General features: G+C 71.3%; 12 protein-coding genes and 2 pseudogenes. 10 read left to right on the plus strand and 4 right to left on the minus strand.

The window, feature by feature from the left end:
- Positions 1 to 6: 6 nt before the first annotated feature.
- Complete coding sequence (locus tag LRS07_RS11290; RefSeq protein WP_260498146.1) at positions 7 to 483, minus strand: peroxiredoxin; 477 nt, start codon at positions 481 to 483, stop codon at positions 7 to 9.
- Between the two features lie 138 nt (positions 484 to 621).
- Positions 622 to 1011 carry an Mth938-like domain-containing protein gene (locus LRS07_RS11295; protein ID WP_260498147.1) on the minus strand — a complete coding sequence of 130 codons (390 nt, stop codon included), beginning with the start codon at positions 1009 to 1011 and terminating at the stop codon, positions 622 to 624.
- A gap of 94 nt (positions 1012 to 1105) precedes the next feature.
- Between LRS07_RS11295 and LRS07_RS11300 the strand changes: the two genes are divergently transcribed.
- The 6 genes from LRS07_RS11300 (at position 1106) to moaD (ending at position 7289) form a co-directional block, all read left to right on the plus strand.
- Positions 1106 to 2332, plus strand: coding sequence for a pyridoxal phosphate-dependent aminotransferase (locus LRS07_RS11300; RefSeq protein ID WP_260498148.1), 1227 nt, complete (start codon positions 1106 to 1108; stop codon positions 2330 to 2332).
- Between the two features lie 16 nt (positions 2333 to 2348).
- Complete coding sequence (locus LRS07_RS11305; protein ID WP_260498149.1) at positions 2349 to 3677, plus strand: homoserine dehydrogenase; 1329 nt, start codon at positions 2349 to 2351, stop codon at positions 3675 to 3677.
- Positions 3678 to 3690: 13 nt separating this feature from the next.
- Positions 3691 to 5139, plus strand: coding sequence for a threonine synthase (gene thrC / locus LRS07_RS11310; RefSeq protein ID WP_260498150.1), 1449 nt, complete (start codon positions 3691 to 3693; stop codon positions 5137 to 5139).
- A 4-nt stretch (positions 5140 to 5143) separates the two neighbouring features.
- Entirely contained in the window at positions 5144 to 5671 is a 528-nt protein-coding gene (mobB, locus tag LRS07_RS11315; protein WP_260498151.1) for a molybdopterin-guanine dinucleotide biosynthesis protein B, read from the plus strand.
- Positions 5671 to 6945, plus strand: a complete 1275-nt coding sequence (locus LRS07_RS11320; protein WP_260498152.1) for a molybdopterin molybdotransferase MoeA — start codon at positions 5671 to 5673, stop codon at positions 6943 to 6945. Before mobB ends, LRS07_RS11320 begins: the two co-directional genes overlap by 1 nt.
- Before the next feature lie 89 nt (positions 6946 to 7034).
- Positions 7035 to 7289 (plus strand): molybdopterin converting factor subunit 1, encoded by a 255-nt coding sequence (gene moaD, locus LRS07_RS11325; protein ID WP_260498153.1) that lies wholly within the window; start codon positions 7035 to 7037, stop codon positions 7287 to 7289.
- Positions 7290 to 7310: 21 nt separating this feature from the next.
- Here the strand turns inward: moaD and LRS07_RS11330 are convergent, their stop codons facing one another.
- Positions 7311 to 8162: an alpha/beta hydrolase gene (locus tag LRS07_RS11330; protein ID WP_260498154.1), complete on the minus strand. Its 852-nt coding sequence runs from the start codon at positions 8160 to 8162 to the stop codon at positions 7311 to 7313.
- A 235-nt stretch (positions 8163 to 8397) separates the two neighbouring features.
- On the opposite strand from LRS07_RS11330, the gene LRS07_RS11335 reads away from it, so the two are divergent.
- The 4 genes and pseudogenes from LRS07_RS11335 to nadB all read left to right on the plus strand — a co-directional run bounded on the left by LRS07_RS11335 (position 8398) and on the right by nadB (position 13800).
- Positions 8398 to 8901 (plus strand): molybdenum cofactor biosynthesis protein MoaE, encoded by a 504-nt coding sequence (locus LRS07_RS11335; protein ID WP_260498155.1) that lies wholly within the window; start codon positions 8398 to 8400, stop codon positions 8899 to 8901.
- Positions 8902 to 8926: 25 nt separating this feature from the next.
- A complete protein-coding gene (locus LRS07_RS11340) occupies positions 8927 to 9400 on the plus strand; it encodes a flavin reductase family protein (RefSeq protein ID WP_260498156.1) in 474 nt (157 codons plus the stop codon).
- A 75-nt stretch (positions 9401 to 9475) separates the two neighbouring features.
- Positions 9476 to 12063: pseudogene (gene clpB / locus LRS07_RS11345) on the plus strand (ATP-dependent chaperone ClpB).
- A gap of 104 nt (positions 12064 to 12167) precedes the next feature.
- Positions 12168 to 13800, plus strand: a pseudogene (gene nadB / locus LRS07_RS11350) (L-aspartate oxidase).
- On the opposite strand, the gene LRS07_RS11355 reads toward nadB, so the two are convergent.
- Positions 13778 to 14365, minus strand: a complete 588-nt coding sequence (locus LRS07_RS11355) for a lipocalin family protein (RefSeq protein ID WP_260498157.1) — start codon at positions 14363 to 14365, stop codon at positions 13778 to 13780. The pseudogene nadB and the gene LRS07_RS11355 overlap by 23 nt on opposite strands.
- Positions 14366 to 14418 lie beyond the last annotated feature (53 nt).

The following is a 14418-nucleotide window of genomic DNA, read 5'->3' on the forward strand; positions in this document are numbered from 1 at the left end:
GCGGCATCAGGCGGGGGCCTTCAGCGTCTTCACCGCCTCCAGCACCTCGTCGACGTGGCCGGCGACCTTGATGCCGCGCCACTCGCCGCGCAGCACGCCGTTGCCGTCGATCAGGAAGGTGCTGCGCTCGATGCCCTTGACCTTCTTGCCGTACATGATCTTGTTCTTCACCACGCCGAACATGTGGCAGAGCTTCTCTTCCGTGTCGGCGATCAGCTCGAACGGCAGGCCGAGGCTGTCCTTGAACTTCTCGTGCGACGCCATGTTGTCGCGCGAGACGCCGAACACCACCGCGCCGGCCTTGAGAAAGTCATCGTGACGGTCGCGGAACTGCATCGCCTCGGTGGTACAACCGGGTGTGTTGTCCTTCGGGTAGAAGTAGAGGACCACGGCCTTGCCGGCGAAGCTGTGCGGCGTGAACTTCACGCCGCCGGTGGCGAGGGCTTCGAATTCCGGCAGGGGTTTGTTGAGGGCAGGCGTCATGAGGTGTTGTAGGCTGGACGCCCGGACCCGAAAGCGCCGAGCGACCGCACCGTCGAAGCTGAGGCCGTGCTGCGGGTTGCAGCTCAGCCCTCGGATTATAGGCGTTGCGGCCTCCTGCCCCGGTTGGGCGGCCGTGCCTCAGCCCGTCGGCGCGTCCGCCTCCAGCAGCAGCGCCGCCACCACCGAGCGCCCTTCCATGGCCAGCACGTTGTAGGTGCGGCAGGCGGCCAGCGTGTCCATCGTCTCGACGCCGACCCCCGCCTGGATCAGCGGCTTGAGCAGCGCCGGTGCCACGAAGCGCAGCCGCGCGCCGCTGCCGAAGACCACCAGTTCGGGCCGCAGCGACAGTACCTGCTCGAAGTGGGCGGCTGTCAGCGCCTGCAGGCCGCCCACCGGCCAGGCCTGCACCTCGCCGCGCCACGGCACCAGCACGCTGGCCGCATGGGGCTGGCCGTTGACCCAGACGCGGCCGGCCTCGAAGCGGTTCACCGCATTGACGCCCTCAAGGCGGTCTGGCTGGATCTTCATGGTTAAATTCTAGGTTTTGCGCGGCGGCAAACCTCGCTCCCGGCCCTGCAGTCCCCGGACGGCGCGGGCCCTTTGCCCAGCGCCGGAGACCGCCGTGAAGCCCATCGCCAAATCCAGCAAGCTCGCCAACGTCTGCTACGACATCCGCGGCCCTGTGCTGGAGAAGGCGCGGCAGATGGAAGAGGACGGCCACAAGATCATCAAGCTCAACATCGGCAACCTCGCCGTGTTCGGGCTCGAGCCGCCGGACGAGATCGTGCAGGACATGATCCGCAACCTGTCGTCGGCGGCCGGCTACACCGACTCCAAGGGCCTGTTCGCGCCGCGCAAGGCGGTGGTGCACTACACCCAGGAGAAGGGCATCGCCGGCGTGACGGTGGACGACGTCTACCTGGGCAATGGCGCCTCCGAGCTGATCTCGTTCAGCATGAACGCGCTGCTGGACGACGGCGACGAGGTGCTGATCCCCGCGCCCGACTACCCGCTCTACACCGCGGTGGTGGCGCTGTCGGGCGGCACGCCGGTGCACTACCTCTGCGACGAGCCTTCCGGCTGGCTGCCCGACCTCGACGACCTGCGCCGCAAGATCACGCCGCGCACCAAGGCGCTGGTGGTGATCAACCCGAACAACCCCACTGGCGCCCTGTACCCGGTGGAGCTGCTGAAGGGCCTGGTGGAGATCGCCCGCCAGCACCAGCTCATCGTGTTCGCCGACGAGATCTACGACAAGACGCTGTACGACGGCGCCGAGCACACCAGCATCGCCTCGCTGGCCGACGACGTGCTGTTCCTGACCTTCAACGGCCTGTCGAAGAACTACCGCTCTTGCGGCTACCGCGCCGGCTGGATGGTGGTGTCGGGCGACAAGCGCGCCGCCCGCGACTACATCGAGGGGCTGAACATGCTGGCCTCGATGCGGCTGTGCGCCAACACGCCGGGCCAGCTGGCCATCCAGACCGCGCTGGGCGGCTACCAGAGCATCAAGGACCTGGTGATGCCCGGCGGCCGGCTGGCCCGCCAGCGCGACCTGGCGCACGAACTGCTGAGCCAGATCCCCGGCGTGAGCGTGGTCAAGCCCACCGGCGCGCTCTACATGTTCCCCCGGCTCGACCCCAAGCTGTACCCCATCGCCGACGACCAGCAGTTCGCCTACGAGCTGCTGGCCGAGGAGAAGGTGCTGATCGTGCAGGGCACCGGCTTCAACTGGCCGCGGCCGGACCATTTCCGCCTGGTCTTCCTGCCCAACGTCGACGACCTGCGCGACGCCATCGGCCGCATCGCGCGCTTCCTCGACGGCTACCGCAAGCGCCACGCCGTCTGACCACGACCACCGCCCCATGAAACCCATCCAAGTCGGACTTCTCGGCATCGGCACCGTCGGCTCCGGCACCTTCGAGGTGCTGCGCCGCAACCAGGAGGAGATCCGCCGCCGCGCCGGCCGCGAGATCCGCATCACCATGGTGGCGGACCTGGACACCGCCCGCGCCCGTGCCGTCGTCGGCGACGCGGCCGAGGTGGTGGGCGACGCCCGCCAGGTCATCGCCAACCCGGCGATCGACATCGTGGTCGAGCTGATCGGCGGCTACGGCATCGCCAAGGCGCTGGTGATGGAGGCCATCGCCGCCGGCAAGCACGTGGTCACCGCGAACAAGGCGCTGCTGGCGGTGCACGGCACCGAGATCTTCGCCGCCGCCCGCGAGAAGGGCGTGATGGTGGCCTTCGAGGCCGCGGTGGCCGGCGGCATCCCCATCATCAAGGCGCTGCGCGAGGGCCTGACGGCCAACCGCATCCAGTGGATCGCCGGCATCATCAACGGCACCACCAACTTCATCCTGTCGGAGATGCGCGACAAGGGCCTGGACTTCGCCACCGTGCTGAAGCAGGCCCAGGCGCTGGGCTATGCCGAGGCCGACCCCACCTTCGACATCGAAGGCGTGGACGCGGCGCACAAGGTGACGCTGATGAGCGCCATCGCCTTCGGCGTGCCGGTGCAGTTCGACAAGGCCCATGTCGAGGGCATCACCGGCCTGCAGGCGGCCGACCTGCGCTACGCCGAGCAGCTCGGCTACCGCATCAAGCTGCTGGGCATCACCAAGCGGCGCGACGACGCCGGCGGCATCGAGTTGCGCGTGCACCCGACCCTGGTGCCCGCCAAGCGGCTGATCGCCAACGTCGAGGGCGCGATGAACGCGGTGGTGGTGCAGGGCGACGCGGTGGGCACGACGCTGTACTACGGCAAGGGCGCGGGCAGCGAGCCCACCGCCTCCGCGGTGATCGCCGACCTGGTCGACATCACCCGGCTGCACACCGCCGACCCCGACCACCGCGTGCCGCACCTGGCCTTCCAGCCCGACCACATGGCCGACACGCCCATCCTGCCGGTGGAGCAGGTGGTGACCTCGTTCTACCTGCGGCTGTCGGTGGCCGACGAGGCCGGCGTGCTGGCCAGCGTCACCGGCATCCTGGCCGGCCGCGGCATCTCCATCAGCGCCGTGCTGCAGCGGCCCAACCAGCCCGAGGGCGTCGACGACGCGCGGCAGACCGACCTCGTCATCCTGACCCACGACACCATGGAAGGCCGCATGCGCGAGGCGATCGCCGAACTGCAGGCGCTGGCGACCGTGCTGGCGCCGGTGGTCAGCCTGCGCAAGGAAGAGCTGGCCTGACCGCCGCAAGCGCATGAAGTACATCTCCACCCGTGGCGCGGCCGAGCGCCGCGGCTTCTCCGAGATCCTGCTCGAGGGCCTGGCGCCCGACGGCGGGCTGTACCTGCCGGAACGCTATCCGCAGGTCGACACCGCGACCCTGAAGGCCTGGCGCCGGCTGTCGTACGCCGACCTGGCCTTCCAGATCCTGTCGCTGTACATCGACGACATCCCGGCCGACGACCTGCACGGCATCTGCCGCCGCACCTACACCGAGGCCGTCTTCGGCACGCCGCAGATCGTGCCGTTGAAGACGCTGCAGCCGAAGCTGCACCTGGAGGCGTTGTCCAACGGCCCGACGCTGGCCTTCAAGGACATGGCCATGCAGCTGCTCGGCCAGCTCTTCGAGTACGAGCTGGGCCGGCGCGGGCAGACGCTGAACATCCTCGGCGCCACCTCGGGCGACACCGGCAGCGCCGCCGAGTACGCCATGCGCGGCAAACGTGGCGTGCGCGTCTTCATGCTGTCGCCGCACGGCCGCATGAGCCCCTTCCAGCAGGCGCAGATGTTCTCCCTGCAGGACGAGAACATCCACAACCTGGTGGTGCAGGGCGTCTTCGACGACTGCCAGGACATCGTGAAGGCGGTGTCCAACGACCTCGCCTTCAAGCGCCGCTACCGCATCGGCACCGTCAACTCGATCAACTGGGCACGGTTGCTGGCCCAGGTCGTCTACTACTTCGCCGGCTACTTCCAGGCCACCGAAGAGGACGGCCAGCCGGTGAGCTTCACCGTGCCGTCGGGCAACTTCGGCAACATCTGCGCCGGCCACGTGGCGCGCATGATGGGCCTGCCGATCGCCAGGCTGGTCTGCGCCACCAACGAGAACGACGTGCTCGACGAGTTCTTCCGCACCGGCACCTACCGCGTGCGCGCCAGCGCCGAGACGCACGAGACCTCCAGCCCGTCGATGGACATCTCCAAGGCGTCCAACTTCGAGCGCTTCGTCTACGACCTGCTCGGCCGCGACGGCCAGCGCACGGCCGCGCTGTTCCGCGACGCGGTGGAGGGCGACGGCCGCTTCACGCTCGCGCCGGAGGACTTCGCCCGCGTGCCGCGCGACTTCGGTTTCGTCTCCGGCCGCAGCACCCATGCCGACCGGCTGGCCACCATCCGCCACTGCTTCGATCGGTACGGCGTGATGATCGACACCCACACCGCCGACGGCTTGAAGGTGGCGCTCGAGCGGCGCGACCCGCAGGTGCCGATGATCGTGCTGGAGACGGCGCTGCCGGTGAAGTTCGCGGCCACGATCCGCGAGGCGCTGGGTCGTGAACCGGACCGGCCTGCGGCGCTGGACGGCATCGAGGCGGCGCCCAAGCGCTTCACGGTCGTGCCCGCCGACGTGCAGGCGGTGAAGGACCACATCGCCCGCCACTGTCCCGAGCTGTCGGCCGGCGTGGCCGCCGCGTCGGGCGGCTGAGGCGATGCACGTCGTCGCCTTCTGCGGCTGGTCGGGCTCGGGCAAGACCACCGTGCTCGAAGGCGTGATCGCGGCGCTGCGGGCGCAGGGGCGGTCGGTGTCGGTGATCAAGCACGCCCACCACCGCTTCGACATGGACCACCCGGGCAAGGACTCGTGGCGCCACCGCCAGGCCGGCGCCGGCGAGGTGCTCGTCGCCTCGCGCCACCGGCTGGCGCTGCTGCGCGAGTACCGCGAGCCGCTGGAGCACCGGCCGGCCGACCTGATCGCCGAACTGTCGCCCTGCGACTGGGTGCTGGCCGAGGGCTTCCGCCAGTCCGACCTGCCGAAGGTGGAGGTCTGGCGGACGGCGCCGGGCGAACCGCCGCTGTACCCCGACGATGCGGCCGTGATCGCGGTGGCCACCGACGACCCCGCGGCGCTGCCGCAGCGCCCGCGCCAGCCGGTGCTGCCGCTCAACGACCCACCGGCGATCGCCGCCTGGCTGCTCGACCAGGCGCCCCACCTGCGCTGGAACCCGGAGAACCGGTGATGCCTTCTGCCGCCGACCCCAAGGCCGCCCGGCCGCCGCTGCTGACGCTGGACGACGCCCTGGCGCAGCTGGCCGCCGGCGCCGCGGCCGCCCGCCTCGCCGAGACCGAGACGCTCAGCACCTTCGACGCCCTCGGCCGGGTGCTGGCGGCGCCGGTCACCTCGACCATCGACGTGCCGCAGCACGACAACAGCGCGATGGACGGCTACGCCCTGCGCGCGGCCGACGTGCCGGTGGCCGGCACCGTGCTGCCGGTGAGCCAGCGCATCGCGGCCGGCGGCGTCGGCGCCACGCTGCAGCCCGGCACGGCGGCGCGCATCTTCACCGGCGCACCGCTGCCGGCGGGCGCCGACGCGGTGGTCATGCAGGAGCAGTGCACCGCGCTGGACGGCGGCCAGGTGCGCATCGACACCGTCCCGACGGCGGGGCTGGCCGTGCGCCGAGCCGGCGAGGACGTGCCGCGCGGCGCGGAGGTGCTGGCCGCCGGCCGGCGCCTCAACCCGCAGGCGCTGGGCGTGGCCGCGGCGGTGGGCACCGCGCGGTTGACCGTGCTGCGGCGCCCGCGCGTGGCGCTGTTCTCCACCGGCGACGAACTGGTGATGCCGGGCCAGCCGCTGCCGCCGGGTGCCATCTACAACTCCAACCGCTTCCTGTTGCGCGGCCTGCTGCAGGCCGCCGGCTGCGAGGTGCAGGACCTGGGCATCGTGCCCGACGACCTCGGCGCCACCCGCGCCGCGCTGCGCGAGGCGGCCGCGGGCAACGACCTCATCGTCAGCTCCGGCGGGGTGTCGGTGGGCGAGGAAGACCACCTCAAGCCGGCGGTGCAGGCCGAGGGCGAATTGTCGCTGTGGTCGATCGCCATCAAGCCGGGCAAGCCGCTGGCCTTCGGCCGCGTGCGCCGCGGGGAGGGGGCGGGAGGGGCCGGCGGCCAGGCGCTGTTCCTCGGCCTGCCGGGCAACCCGGTGTCCAGCTTCATCACCTTCGTGCTCGCCGGCCGGGTGCTGCTGCACGCGCTGCAGGGCATGGACCCGGCGCTGCCGCGCGGCCTGCCGCTGCGCGCCGACTTCGACTGGCCGAAGCCGGACCCCAAGCGGCGCGAGTTCCTGCGCGTCAGCCTGAACGCCGCGGGTGGGCTCGACCTGTTCGGCCGCCAGGGCTCCGGCGTGCTCACCTCCACCGTCTGGGCCGACGGCCTGGTCGACCTGCCGGCCGGCACCGCGGTGCGACGTGGCGACACGGTGGTCTACCTGCCGCTGTCGCAACTGCTCGGCTAGGCATGTCGACCCCCGCCCGCTTCCGCTCACGACCCCCGAGGGGTGCTCAGGCCGCCTGGGGCGGCCCTGCGCCGGACTGAGCTCCTGTCATGCAGATCCACCTGCGCTACTTCGCCTCGCTGCGCGAGGCCCTCGGCCGCGGCGAGACGGTCATCCCGCCCGACGAGGTGGCCACGGTCGGCGCGCTGCGGCGCTGGCTCGCCGGGCGCGACGCCCGCCATGCCGACGTGCTGGCCCCCGGCCGCGCGCTGCGCTGTGCGCTCGACCAGACGATGGTGGCCGAGGACGCGCCGCTGCACGACGGCGCCGAAGTCGCGTTCTTCCCGCCGGTGACCGGCGGCTGAGCCGGCCGCCGGCAGCCTGCGTCAGCGCAGACCCATGAACCGGCGCAGCGCGTCGGTCAGGGCCCGGTCGTCGGTGTTGATCGCGTAGACCTCCGACATGTGGCTGTGGCCCAGCAGCTTGGCAAAGGTCGGGCACCGGCCGGCTGCGCACAGGGTCTGGCGCGCCTGCGCAGCCTGGCGCTGGAAGTCCATCGGGTCGAGTTCGGCGAAGGCGATGAACATCGGTACCGGTGCCTTTAGCATGCCGGGCAGGGCCGAGCGCTCGGCATGACGCGCCGGGTCGTCGCCGAAGTACGCCCTCAATGGCGGGTTGACCTCCGCGGTCGTGGTGTCGAACAGCCCTGACAGCAGGATGGCGCCGGCCAGTCCGGTGTCGGGCGCCACCCAGAAGCGCGGATGACCGACGTACTGCGCCACATGCGCCGCCCCGGCCGAGTGCCCCATCAGCCAGATGCGCGACGGGTCGCCGCCCTGCGCTGCGACGTTGGCCTTCACCCATCGCAGTGCGGCGGCCAGGTCCTCCTGCGCGCCCGGCCACTGCGTGTGCGGCGCCAGGCGGTAGGTGATGTTCACCGCCACCATGCCCTGGCCCAGCGCCCACAGTGCGATGTTGTCGTAGAAAGGGCTGTCGCCCGTGCGTCGGTCACCGCCGACGAAGGCGCCGCCATGCACAAAGACCAGCACCGGCCGCGGTGCGCCGCCGGCCGCGGCGGGCGCGAACAGGTCCAGCAGGTGGCGAGCTTGCGGACCGTAGGCGATGCCACGGCTCACGCGCACGCCGGCATACGGTTCCTTCTTTTGCAGCGGCGCATAGAGCGGCGCGGTGGCTGGCGGCGCGACGACCGGGCCGATGACGCGCAACGCCTGCTCCATGGCCGGCGGCACCTGCGACAGAAGGGCGCCGTCCCCGGTAGGGCCGGGCGACGACGCGCAGCCTGCGAGCGCGAGCGCGACGGCCAGGGCGAGAAAGCGAGCGTGTGACCGGAGGGAGGTATTCATGCCGTATGCGGAATATCAACACGGGGGCGATTCTGGATAGTCGCGGCCGGAAAAGGCGCCTGGGGGGAAGCACCGGCTGGACAGGACGCCCGATGCCACAATTCGTGTCATGAATCGGGCGCCGAAACGGGTGCACATCACCCCTGAGGATTTCGACCTGGGCGCCGAGGTGGCGGCCCTGCATGTCGACGATGGCGGCACCGGTGCCGTCGCCAGCTTCGTCGGCGTGGTGCGCCAGCCGGCGAGCGGGCCGGCGCTCGCCGCGCTCGAGCTCGAGCACTACCCCGGCATGACCGAGCGGGCCATCGAGGCGATGGTCGACGACGCGGTGCGGCGCTTCGGCCTGCGCGCGGCGCGGGTGGTGCACCGCGTCGGCCGGCTGGCGCCGGGCGCGCAGATCGTGCTCGTGGCCGTCAGTGCGCCGCACCGCCGTGCCGCCTTCCAGGGCTGCGAGTTCCTGATGGACTACCTGAAGACCCAGGCCCCGTTCTGGAAGAAGGAAGAGACGGCCGACGGCTGCGCCCGCTGGGTCGATGCCCGGGTGGAAGACGACGCGGCGCTGGCGCGTTGGGGGCTGGCGCCGGCGCCCAACGCCGGCGTGGCGGGTCGATGAAGCGCGGGCCGAGCGAGGCGCCGACGTGAACGTCGAGTTGCGGCATGCGCTGGGCCGCTTCGCCACCGGGGTCGCCATCGTCAGCTGCCGTTCGGCCGACGGCCAGGCCGCCGGGTTGACGGTCAACTCCTTCGCCGCGCTGTCGCTGCAGCCGCCGCTGGTGTTGTGGTCGCTGCGCCGGGCGAGCACGCTGCTGGCCGCCTTCCAGGGCGCCGCGCACTTCGCGGTCAACGTGCTGGCGGAGGCGCAGGTGGACCTGTCGCGCCAGTTTGCCGGCGCCGGCCTGGACCGCTTCGCCGAGGGCCACTGGCGCCTGGGCCACGAAGGGCTGCCGCTGCTCAACGGCGCGGCGGCGACCTTCGAGTGCGAGACCCGCTCCTGCCAGCCGGCGGGCGACCACCTGCTCTTCATCGGCGAGGTGCTGCACTTCGAGCAGCAGGCGGTCGCCCCGCTGGTCTTCCACGGCAGCCGCTACCACGCGCTGGGGCCGCCGCTCTGACCGCCGGTCGGCCGGCGCCGCCCTTGAAATGGGCCCGGTGCCCCACAACTCCGCGTCAGTAGATCTGGAGTTCCCATGCGCATCGACAAGCTGACCACGGCCTTCCAGCAGGCCCTCGCCGACGCCCAGAGCCTGGCGGTCGCGCGCGACAACCCGTACATCGAGCCGGCGCACGTGCTGCTGGCCATGCTGCAGCAGCCGGACGGCCCGAAGGCGCTGCTCGACCGCGCCGGTGCCAACACCGCGGCGCTGAAGACGGCGATGGAGACGTCGATCCAGGCGCTGCCCACGGTGCAGGGGGCGGCCCGGTGCAGCCCGGGCGCGACCTGGTGCAGCTGCTGCAGGCCGCCGACAAGGAGGCCGGCAAGCGCGGCGACCAGTTCATCGCCAGCGAGATGTTCCTGCTCGCCCTGGCCGACGCGAAGACCGACCTCGGCGGCGTGGTGCGCGGCCATGGCCTGAACCGCAAGTCGCTGGAGGCCGCCATCACGGCCGTGCGCGGCGGCGCGCCGGTCGACTCGGCCGACGCCGAGGGCCAGCGCGAGGCGCTGAAGAAGTACACGCTCGACCTCACCGAGCGCGCCCGCCAGGGCAAGCTCGACCCGGTGATCGGCCGCGACGAGGAGATCCGCCGCGCCATCCAGGTGCTGCAGCGGCGCAGCAAGAACAACCCGGTGCTGATCGGCGAGCCCGGCGTCGGCAAGACCGCCATCGTCGAAGGGCTGGCGCAGCGCATCGTCAACGGCGAGGTGCCGGAGACGCTGAAGGACAAGCGCGTGCTGGTGCTGGACATGGCGGGCCTGCTGGCCGGCGCCAAGTTCCGCGGCGAATTCGAGGAGCGGCTGAAGGCCGTGCTGAAGGAGGTCTCGCAGGACGAGGGCCGCATCATCCTGTTCATCGACGAGCTGCACACCATGGTCGGCGCCGGCAAGGCCGAGGGCGCCATCGACGCCGGCAACATGCTCAAGCCCGCGCTGGCGCGCGGCGAGCTGCACTGCATCGGCGCCACCACGCTGGACGAGTACCGCAAGCACGTCGAGAAGGACGCCGCGCTGGAGCGCCGCTTCCAGAAGGTGCTGGTCGACGAGCCCAGCGTCGAGGCCACCATCGCCATCCTGCGCGGCCTGCAGGAGAAGTACGAGGTTCACCACGGCGTGGAGATCACCGACCCGGCCATCGTCGCCGCGGCCGAGCTGAGCCACCGCTACATCACCGACCGCTTCCTGCCCGACAAGGCGATCGACCTGATCGACGAGGCCGCGGCCAAGATCAAGATCGAGATCGACTCCAAGCCCGAGGCGATGGACCGGCTCGACCGCCGCATGATCCAGCTCAAGATCGAGCGCGAGGCGGTGAAGAAGGAGAAGGACGAGGCCTCGCAGCGCCGGCTTGGCCTGATCGAGGACGAGCTGACGCGCCTGCAGCGCGAGTACGACGACCTGGAGGAGATCTGGACCGCCGAGAAGGCGCAGGCCCTGGGCTCGGCGCACGTCAAGGAGGAGATCGACCGCATCCGCTTCCAGATCGAGGAGTTCAAGCGCAAGGGCAACTTTGACAAGGTCGCCGAGCTGCAGTACGGCAAGCTGCCCGAGCTGGAGAAGCGGCTGAAGGAGGCGCAGGCCGACGAGGCCGGCAAGAAGGATGCGGGCCGGCCGCAGCTGCTGCGCACGCTGGTCGGCGCCGAGGAGATCGCCGAGGTGGTGGCGCGGGCCACCGGCATCCCGGTGTCCAAGCTGATGCAGGGCGAGCGCGACAAGCTGCTGCAGATGGAGGCGCGCCTGCACGAGCGGGTGGTCAGCCAGGACGAGGCCATCACCGCGGTGAGCGACGCCATCCGCCGTTCGCGCGCCGGGCTGTCGGACCCGAACCGGCCGTACGGCTCCTTCCTCTTCCTCGGCCCCACCGGCGTGGGCAAGACCGAGCTGTGCAAGGCGCTGGCCGGCTTCCTGTTCGACAGCGAGGACCACCTCATCCGCATCGACATGAGCGAGTTCATGGAGAAGCACTCGGTCAGCCGCATGATCGGCGCGCCGCCCGGCTACGTCGGCTACGACGAGGGCGGCACGCTGACCGAGGCGGTGCGCCGCAAGCCCTACAGCGTGGTGCTGCTGGACGAGGTGGAGAAGGCCCACCCCGACGTGTTCAACGTGCTGCTGCAGGTGCTCGACGACGGCCGGCTCACCGACGGCCAGGGCCGCACGGTCGACTTCAAGAACACCGTCATCGTCATGACCAGCAACCTGGGCTCGCACCAGATCATGGCCATGGCCGGCGAACCGTACGAGCTGGTCAAGGACGCGGTGTGGGCCGAGGTGCGCTCGCACTTCCGGCCGGAGTTCCTCAACCGCATCGACGAGACGGTGGTGTTCCATGCGCTGGACCAGCGCCACATCGAATCGATCGCGAAGATCCAGCTCAAGGGCCTGGAGCAGCGGCTGGAGAAGATGGAGATGAAGCTGGACGTCAGCCCCGCCGCGCTGGCCGAGCTGGCCAAGGTCGGCTTCGACCCGGTGTTCGGCGCCCGGCCGCTGAAGCGCGCCATCCAGCAGCGCATCGAGAACCCGGTGGCCAAGCTCATCCTGGAAGGCCGGTTCGGGCCGAAGGACGTGATCCCGGTGGACGTGGAGGGCGGGACGTTCAGCTTCTCGCGGGTGGTCCATTGAGGACGCGGCGCCGCGCAGGAAACCACGCCCCCCGGGTCCTCCGGAGCCGCTCCTAGAATCCGCGCCTTCCCGTCCCGCAGCGGCCCGCTCAGGGCCCGTGCCGCATGACCGCCAAGCCCGCCCGATCCTCCGCCGCGCCCGTCGTCATCGTCGGTGCCGGCCTGGCGGGGCTGGCGGTGGCGCTGCACCTGGCGGCCAGCCGGCCGGTGGTGGTGCTGGCCAAGCGGGGGGCTGGACGAGGGCGCCACCGCCTGGGCGCAGGGCGGCATCGTCGGCGTGCTGGGCGACGACGACAGCGTCGAATCCCATGTGCGCGACACCCAGGAGGCCGGCGCCGGCCTGGTCGACGAGGACACCGCGCGCTTCATCGCCGAACACAGCGCCGAGGCGGTGGCCTGGCTGGTCGAGCAGGGCGTGCCTTTCTCGCCCGACCCCGCCGGCCCGCTGGGCCTGCACCTGACGCGCGAAGGCGGCCATGCGGTGCGCCGCATCGCCCATGCCGCCGACGCCACCGGCCGCGCCATCCACCAGGCGCTGCTGGCGCGGGTGAAGGAGCACCCCAACATCACGCTGCGCGAGCGCTGGATGGCGGTGGACGTCATCACCTCGCGCCACCTGAAGCGGCAGGAGCCGGCGCGCTGCTACGGCGTCTACGCGCTGGACATCGAACGCCAGCGGGTGGAGACGCTGCCCGCCGCCGCGGTGGTGCTGGCCACCGGAGGCGTGGGCAAGGTCTACCGCTACACCAGCAACCCCGACACCGCCACCGGCGACGGCATCGCCATGGCCTGGCGGGCCGGCTGCCGGGTGGGGAACATGGAGTTCATCCAGTTCCACCCGACCTGCCTCTACCACCCGCAGGAGCGCAGCTTCCTCATCACCGAGGCGCTGCGCGGCGAGGGCGCGACGCTGAAGCTGCCCTCCACCGGCCCTTCGGACCCGGGCGGCCTGCGCTTCATGCCGGCGCACGACGACCGCGGCGAGCTGGCGCCGCGCGACATCGTCGCCCGCGCCATCGACTTCGAGATGAAGCGCCACGGCCTGGACCATGTGTGGCTGGACGCCACGCACCTGGGCGCCGGCTTCCTCAAGGAGCACTTCCCGACCATCTACGAACGGTGCCTCGGGCTGGGCATCGACATCACGAAGGACTGCATCCCGGTGGTGCCGGCGGCGCACTACACCTGCGGCGGCGTGGTCACCGACCTGCACGGCCGCAGCGACCTGCCCGGGCTCTACGCGGTGGGCGAGACCACCTACACCGGGCTGCACGGCGCCAACCGGCTGGCCAGCAACTCGCTGCTGGAATGCGTGGTGCTGGGCCGCACCTGCGCCCGGGCCATCGACGCCATCGCGCCGTCGGACGTGCCGCCGCTGCCCGCCTGGGACGAGAGCCAGGTGCACGACGCCGACGAGCAGGTGGTCATCGCCCACAACTGGGACGAGCTGCGGCTGATGATGTGGAACTACGTCGGCATCGTGCGCACGACCAAGCGGCTGGAGCGTGCGCTGCACCGCATCGACCTGCTCAAGCGCGAGATCGGCGAGTACTACGCCAACTTCCGCGTCAACCGCGACCTGCTCGAGCTGCGCAACTTGGTCGACTGCGCCGAGCTCATCGTGCGTTCGGCCCTGCTGCGGCACGAAAGCCGCGGGCTGCACTTCAGCCGCGACTACCCGGGCACGCTGCCCGCCAGCTTCCCGACGGTGCTGATCAATACCCAGCGGCGTGGCTGAGGTCGGCGGCGTCGTGCGGCGTCAGCAGCAGCCGGTCGGTGGGGTAACCGCGGCCGGCCAGCGTGTCGACGATGCGGGCCAGCTCCTGCGGCGGCAAGGCGGGCGAGCGGGCCAGCACCCACAGGTTCTCGCGTCGCGGCTCGCTCACCACCGCCCAGCGGTACTGCGGGTCGAGCAGCACCACCCAGTAGTCGCCGCGGGCGCCGGGCAGGCGCTTCAGCCATCCCGGCAGGAAGCTCACCTTCAGCCGGGCGTTGCTGCGGTCCGTCGGCACGGCCAGGCCCTCGGCCGTCTTCACCTCGCCCTCCAGCGTGCGGCAGCGGTTGGTCACCCGGACGCCGCCGTCGGCCAGCGGCTCGTAGCGCGCCGTCACGTCGCGGGCACAGTCGGACTGGAAGCGGTTCGGCAGCCGGGCGAGTTCGTACCAGGTGCCGGCGTAGCGCTTGAGGTCCACTGCCGGCACGCTGCGCACCGGTGGCACCTCGCTGCCCTGCCGCGCCGCCCAGGCCAAGGGCAACAGCGGCAGCCACAACGACAGGATGAGGGCGGTGCTCAGGCGGACCATGGCGTGCTCCAGTGTTGCCCCCGACTCTAGGCGCCGGTTCGGCGGGCCACTGC

This window comes from Aquabacterium sp. J223, assembly GCF_024666615.1.
Classification (GTDB): domain Bacteria; phylum Pseudomonadota; class Gammaproteobacteria; order Burkholderiales; family Burkholderiaceae_C; genus J223.